Annotated in this window: 5 protein-coding genes; 3 read left to right on the forward strand and 2 right to left on the reverse strand. The window is 69.7% G+C overall.

Going from position 1 to position 7,176, the window contains the following annotated elements:
- Window positions 1–8: 8 nt before the first annotated feature.
- Window positions 9–1,148, reverse strand: coding sequence for a 1-deoxy-D-xylulose-5-phosphate reductoisomerase (gene dxr, locus ACWIGI_RS37440; protein ID WP_454208318.1), 1,140 nt, complete (start codon window positions 1,146–1,148; stop codon window positions 9–11).
- 152 nt (window positions 1,149–1,300) lie between these two features.
- On the opposite strand from dxr, the gene ACWIGI_RS37445 reads away from it, so the two are divergent.
- The gene (locus ACWIGI_RS37445) at window positions 1,301–1,567 is read left to right on the forward strand and encodes a DUF2631 domain-containing protein (protein ID WP_454208319.1); all 267 of its coding nucleotides are present in this window, start codon (window positions 1,301–1,303) and stop codon (window positions 1,565–1,567) included.
- A 112-nt stretch (window positions 1,568–1,679) separates the two neighbouring features.
- Here the strand turns inward: ACWIGI_RS37445 and ACWIGI_RS37450 are convergent, their stop codons facing one another.
- Complete coding sequence (locus ACWIGI_RS37450; RefSeq protein ID WP_454208320.1) at window positions 1,680–2,405, reverse strand: hypothetical protein; 726 nt, start codon at window positions 2,403–2,405, stop codon at window positions 1,680–1,682.
- 660 nt (window positions 2,406–3,065) lie between these two features.
- Here ACWIGI_RS37450 and ACWIGI_RS37455 point away from each other — a divergent pair.
- Window positions 3,066–3,674, forward strand: a complete 609-nt coding sequence (locus ACWIGI_RS37455; protein ID WP_454208321.1) for a hypothetical protein — start codon at window positions 3,066–3,068, stop codon at window positions 3,672–3,674.
- On the forward strand, window positions 3,671–7,090 hold the full coding sequence (locus ACWIGI_RS37460) for an ATP-binding protein (RefSeq protein WP_454208323.1): 3,420 nt from the start codon (window positions 3,671–3,673) through the stop codon (window positions 7,088–7,090). Before ACWIGI_RS37455 ends, ACWIGI_RS37460 begins: the two co-directional genes overlap by 4 nt.
- The last annotated feature ends 86 nt before the right edge of the window (window positions 7,091–7,176 follow it).

Consider the following 7,176-nt stretch of genomic DNA (forward strand, 5'->3'; position numbering starts at 1 on the left):
TTCTGCAGTCAGCCGCGCACGAGCGTGCGCGCGGTCTCTCGCGCCCACGAGTCAGCCGCGAGCACCTCGTCCAAAGTACTGGGTTCCGAGCTCCAGCGGTCGGCGGACTCCACGACCCGCTGCACGGTTCGCACGATTCCGGGGAATCGGATGAGCCCGTCGAGGAAGGCCTGCACGGCGATCTCGTTGGCCGCGTTGTAGACCGCGGTGACGCAGCCGCCGGCCTTGCCCGCCTGGCGCGCCAGCTCCACGGCGGGGAAGACCTCGTTGTCGACCGGTTCGAAGGTCCAGGTCGAGGCGGTGGAGAAATCGCAGGCCGCGGCCGCGCCGGGGACGCGGTCCGGCCAGCCCAGGGCCAGGGCGATGGGCAGCTTCATATCCGGCGGGCTGGCCTGGGCCAGGGTCGAGCCGTCGTGGAAGGTGACCATGGAGTGCACGATCGACTGCGGGTGCACGGTGACGTCGATGTCGTCGTAGGGCACCCCGAACAGCAGGTGGGTCTCGATGAGTTCGAGGCCTTTGTTCACCAGGGACGCCGAGTTCAGGGTGTTCATCAGCCCCATGGACCAGGTCGGATGCGCCTTGGCCTCATCGGGATTCACCGATTCGAGCATCTCGGCGGTCCAGCCGCGGAACGGGCCGCCCGATGCGGTGAGCACGAGCTTGGCCACCTCGTCGGCGCGGCCGCCGCGCAGGCACTGGGCCAGCGCGGAGTGTTCGGAGTCGACGGGCACGATCTGTCCGGGCTTGGCGACCCGGGTCACCAGCGAGCCGCCCGCGACGAGCGATTCCTTGTTGGCCAGTGCGAGCCGGCGCCCGGATTCCAAAGTGGCCAGGGTCGGCTCGAGGCCGAGCGAGCCGACCAGCGCGTTGAGCACCACGTCGGCGTCGGTGCGGCGCACCAGTTCGGTCGCGGCGTCCGGACCGGCCAGCGGCACACCGAGCCTCGCGGCGGCGGCCTCGTCGGCGACCGCGACGTTGGCGGTGCCCGTCGCGGCTATTTGCTGCGCCAGCAATTCGGTGTTGCCCCCGCGCGCGGCCAGGCCGACCACCTCGAAACGGTCGGGGTTGGCGGCGATCACCTCCAGCGCCTGGGTACCGATCGAACCCGTGCTGCCCAGCAGCAGAACCTTCACAACGTCGGACACGCGCCCATTGTCTCCTGTCCCGATCGGTGCTGTCCCCCACCCCGGCTCGGCGCACACCCCGGCGACGGCGTGCCGCGACCCTGCTGGCTACGACGCAGGGTCGTATGCCACGATATGGGCCAGCATTGGATTCGAGCCCCTAAGGAGCGAAAGTGGCCACCACGGAACTGGAACCCACCCACAGCGCAGGAGTCGTCACCAAGGTCGACACCGCCGAGGTTCCGTCCGCCGCGTGGGGCTGGAGCGGCGAATCGCGCCGTACCTTCCGCGTCGCCGGGTGGGTCGTCGTGTTCATCCTGCTCGCCATGATCATCGGCAACCACAAGGGCAAGGTCGAGGACATCTACCTCGTCGGCTTCGCGGCGCTGCTGGCGGGCATCATGATTCGCGACTCGTTCCTGCAGCGCAAGCCGCGCTAGCGAGTACGAATTCACAGGTCCCGCAGGCGGTTTCACCGCCCGGGACCCGCACACACTTCGGGCCGGGTCGCTGTCAGCGACCCGGCCCGATTGTGGGTTGTGCTACCCGCTACTACTGGTTCGCGGGATCGTTCAGGCGGTTCACCAGGCCGATGCCGATGATGATGGCGGCCGGCACGCCGGTCACGATCAGGCCGGCGGCAGCGCCCAGCGGGATGCCGATGGCCGCACCCGCGAGGCAGCCACCGATGCCGGTCGCGCCACCGAGGTCCAGGATCGGAATGCCCAGCACGATGCCGCCGATTCCACCGATGACACAGCCGGCGGCGCCGCCGACGATGGTGCCGACCAGGGTGCCGATCGCGGTGGCCAGGCCGAACTGGGTGGCGGCGGCGGAGATGGCGTCGTCGAAGGCTTCCTGGTTGGCGACCTCGTGCCGCAGGCCTCCGTCGGCGATCGGGCGGCCGGCGTCGGTGCGCGGGGTCAGGGTGGCGCGCAGGCCGTCGACGGCGGCGTCGATCGGGTACTCGGCGTCGGCGAGGGTGTAGCTCAGCGGCAGGGCGGTGACCAGGTTGCCCTGGTTGTCCAGGACCTGGAACTGACCGTCGGCGGTATTGAGCGAACCGGCGGTGGTGGTGACCACGATGGAATCGCCTTCACGGGCGACGTTCCAGCCGATGGAGGGGACGACCTGGTTGATGCCCTGGTTCACGCCGTCGAGCAAAGAGCCGATGACCGGCGAGGGGGCAGGGGCCGTGTCGGCGTGCGAGGTGCCGGTGGCAATACCCATGGCCGCGATGACCAGTGCCGACGTGGCGGCGACTTTGCTGAACTTCATTGACTTCGTGCTTTCTCCCGCGGGTGCCGCCCCTGTCTCGGTGGGGCGCAGGTCCTCGTTCGAGCACCCACGGACAAGTCTCCAACCGTTTGTTGCTGAGAAGTAACTTAAAGTTGCGTAAGAGTACAAAACGGACAGTGATCTACGTAACTCGATGTGAAATCCGCACGCCGAAGCAGACTTTCGGTCTCTTTTTCCCTCAGATTTCTCTCAGTGACTTGCATCACAAATCGGCAAAATCAACATAAACAGAGGTCACCCTTACGCTTCCTTTACACCTCGGAACGGCCACGACGCGACCACTGCGGCCTCACGAGTCACACACGCAACAGTGAGGTTCGATCGCTCTCAGTCGGTCACGTGTTGCCGAGTGGGTGCCAGGGAGTTGCGGCGCCGCGCGGCGGTGCCTGGTCCGCGATCCCCGCCCCGGCTCCCCCGGCTACCCGCCCGCACCGGGAGGCGGGCCGAGCGCCTCGCGCCGGACCCGAGCACCCCGGACGCGCCCGTCCCGGGATTACGCGCACGGCGATACCTCTCACCCGCGTGCCGCGCCGGGGAAATATGGTCGATGCGGGCGCGGAATCGCGTCGAGCGCACGAGGATTCACCGTGACCGCCCGCGCCGTGGCTCGGAAGAAGTTGACAGAGACGGGGATTGACCATGTCCGAAGAGCGATTGACGTTGAACGAACGCTGCGTCCTGCTCGTATTGCTGGCCGAGGCGCGCGAGCTGACCAACGCCGAATTGCTCGCCGTGGCGGGAATCAAACTCGACGGCCGGAACCGGGTGCGGCTCAACGCACTCGGCCTGGTGACCAGCACCAAGGTGAATCGGGCGTTCAGCCACGAACTCACCGACGCGGGCGCGGTGTGGTGCGCGCGCGAACTCTCGGCCCCGCGCCCCGCGCGCTCGGGCGCGGCCGGGGGCACGCTGTACGCGATCCTCGCCGGGCTGCGCCGGCACCTCGACGACACCGGGCAGGCGCTCGCCGACCTGTTCACGCCCGACGTCGCGGGCCAGGTGGCGACCGCGTACGCCGATATCAGCCGGGGCGGCGGCACCCCGGTCCGGCTGACCGTCCTGCGGGAACGACTCGGGACGCTCACGCGCGGCGAGGTCGACCGGGCGCTCGAGACCCTGGCCCGCCGGGACGGGGTGCACGTGCGCGCGGAGGCGGATCAGAAGACGCTGACCGAGCACGACCGCGCCGACGCGATCGTGCTCGGCGGGACGCCACGACATCTGCTCACCATCGAGGCCGCCCGTTGAACGAGGAACAGCATCACGCGCTCGCCTCTGTCCAGTTCGGTAGCGTGCTCGGCCCGGACGAGGTGTGGAGCCCGCTGAGCTATCACGTGGACGGGCTGCATCCGCACGCGGTGCAGGAGATCACCCGGCGGGTGGGCGCGGCGGCGAAGCGGCCGAACAGCACCCCGACCGGACTCGTGCTCAGCGGGGAACGCGGGGTCGGCAAGACCCACATGCTCGGCTGGCTGCGCCAGCACGTGCAGGGCGCGGGCGGCGCGTTCTTCATGCCGAAACTGATCGACGGGCAGTCCTTCTGGACCGGCGCCGTGCACGGGATCGTCGCGCAGCTGCTCGGCTCGGACGGCGGGCAGCTCGGTCGCATGCTGGGAACGCTCGCCGAACTCACCGGGTGCGGACAGGAATTGAGCATGCGCCTGCGGGGCATGCTGCAGGTGAGCCGGGCGGACATCGACGAATTCGTGGACCGGGTCGGGGACCTGGATCCCGGCGTGGCCCTGCACTGCCGGGACACGCTGCGGGCACTGGTGTTGTTCAAGGCCAAGGGCGGGCCGCAGGAGATCGGGCTCAGCTTCCTGACACTGGAGGACGGCATCGAGGAGGCGGATCGGCTCGCGTGGGGGTTCCGGCGGCCGAGCCGGTTGCCGCAGTTGATATTCGGGGACGTGTCGCGGCTGTTCGCGCTCGCCGGGCCGGTGGTGCTGGCCGTCGATCAGATCGACAGCGTCATAGCGCAATCGGGGTCCGCGGCCGGGGACACGCTCGCGGATCGGCTCGCGGACGGGCTCATGCAGCTGCGCGAGGAGACCACGCGCACCCTCATCGTGGTCGCCTGCATCCCGAAGTCCTGGGAGATCCTCACCGCGCGCGCGGTCAACTCGGCGGCGGACCGGTTCACCGTGGTCGAGCTGTCCACCGCCATGCCGTCCGCCGGGGTCGCGACCGCGATCGTGGAGCGGCACCTGGGAAGTCTGTACGGCGAGGCGGGTTTCGAGCCGCCCTATCCGACCTGGCCGGTGCTGCCCGCGGCGTTCGACGATCGCGCGGTCGCCGATCACACGCCGCGCCGGCTCCTGCAGCGGGTCGAGGAGCATGTGCGGCAGTGCTTGGCCGCGAACGAGATTCGGGAGCTGCGGCACTTCACCGATGCGGACCACGACCCTGGACCGGTGCCGGTCCCCTCGGATCCGACGGACCTGGCCGAACTGGACCGGCGCTTCGCCGAACTGCGGGCCGGGGCAGACGTGATCAGCCCGATGGACTCCAAATACGAGGACAGCCAGATGTTCTCGCTGCTGAACGCGGCGCTGTGCTGCTATGTCCTCGAACAGGGGGCGGCGGGACAGCAGTTCACCGTGGATCCGCCCGCGATCGTGCAGCAGGCGCTGCACGCGCGACTACGGCGCACCCTGGACGAGGCCACCGAGGACGAGGAGCACTGGAGCTTCCGGGCGATCGCGCACAGCAATCCGCGCGCGGTGCTGACGCGCTTGCGCTCGGCGAGTCTGGAAGCGGGGATCGGGGCCGGGGTCGCGAAGCGGCACCTGATCGTGCTGCGCAACACCGGGTTCTCGCCGGGACCCGTCACCAAGGCGGCGGTCGCGGATTTCGAGGCGGCGCGGGGGCTCGCGCTGCCGGTGTCGCAGGACGACCTGCGGGTGTTCACGGCGCTGGAGATCATGCTGACCGCCGCGACGCCGGGGTTCCTGGCGTGGCTGGCGCGGCGGCGGCCCGCGAGTGGGTCGCAGCTGCTGACGCGGGTGCTGGGCGCGGTGTCGGCGCGGGTCGAGTCGGATGGGGCGCACGCGGTCGCGGGCGGCCCGGGTGTGCGGGTGATCGGTGCCGGGCCGGACGCGGTGAGTGGAAGCGGCGCGGGTGGCTGGGAGCCGGTTGGGGTCGGCACGGGTAGCCGGGAACCGGTCGGGGTCGGCACGGGTAGCCGGGAACCGGTCGGGGTCGGCACGGGTAGCCAGGAACCGGCCGGGGTCGGCACGGGTAGCCAGGCACCGGCCGGGGTCGGCACGGGTAGCCAGGTACCGGCCGGGGTCGGTGTAGGTGACCGGGAGCCGGTCGGGACAGGCGTGAGTGACCGGCAGCCGGTCGGCATCGGCGCGGTCGGGATAGAAATCATTGCCCCGGAACAAGATTACCGGCTGCGGGCCGAGCCTCGTATTGCGGACGACGCGCGCGCGGACGCGGAGCCGTCGATACTGCTCGGGCACGGCGTCGACACCGGCGCCGCTTTCCGGGTGCCGCTCATCCAATTGCGCAAGCACACCGCGGTATTCGCGGGCAGCGGATCCGGTAAGACGGTGCTGCTGCGGCGGCTGGTCGAAGAGGCCGCGCTGGCGGGTGTCTCCTCGATCCTGGTCGACACCAACAACGATCTGGCCCGGCTCGGCGATCGCTGGCCGACGCCGCCCGCCGGCTGGGGTGCGAGGGATCCCGAACGCGCACAACGCTATTTCGACGACACCGAGGTGGTCGTGTGGACGCCGCGGCGGGAGTCGGGGCGGCCGCTGGCGTTGAATCCGCTGCCCGAGTTCGCCGATGTGCTCGAGGATCCCGACGAGTTCCGCACGGCCATCGACGCTTCGGTGGCGGGCCTGCTGCCCCGGACCGGGCTGACCGCGCAGAAGCTCCGCACCGGCACCGCCGTACTGACCGAGGCGCTCACTTACTTCGCGCGCCGAGGCGGGTCCGATCTGAGCGAGTTCGTCGCGCTGCTGGCAAACCTGCCCGAGGGGATCAGCACCATCCGCAACGCGGTGAAGCTGGCCGAGGGCATGGCCGACGAGTTGCACGCGGCCATGGTCAACGATCCGGTCTTCGGCGGTGCCGGGGAGCGCCTGGATCCGGGCGTGCTGCTCACCCCGGCCGCCGGGAAGCGGGCGCGGATCTCGGTGATCAGCTGTATCGGCCTGGCGACCGAGGAGCAGCGCCAAACCTTCGTCAATCAGCTGGAATTGGCGCTGTTCGCCTGGATCAAACGGCATCCGGCCGGTGATCGCCCGCTCGGCGGTCTGCTCGTGCTGGACGAGGCGCAGACGTTCGCGCCCTCGAACGCGACCAAGGCCTCCACCGAGAGCACCCTGAAACTCGCCACCCAGGCGCGCAAGTACGGTCTCGGCCTGGTGTTCGCGACGCAGGCGCCCAAGGCCCTGCACAACCTGATCACCGGCAATGCGGCCACCCAGTTCTTCGGCCTGCTCAACGCCTCGGTCCAGATCCAGGCGGCCAAGGAGCTCGCCCGCGCCAAAGGCGGACGGGTGGAAGACATCTCGCGCCTGTCGGCCGGCCGTTTCTACGGCGCCACCGAGGGCCTGGGCTTCAGCAAGCTGTCGGTGCCCATGTGCCTGAGCCACCATCCCGCCAGCGCGCTGACCGAGGACGAGGTGCTGGACCGCGCCCGCCGCTGAGTGGGTGTCGTTCGCCCGGGTTACCCGCGGACGACAGGGACTTATAAAAAAAAACCAGCCCCCCAGACCATGTACAAACTCGGATT

The organism is Nocardia sp. NPDC055321 (genome assembly GCF_053645575.1).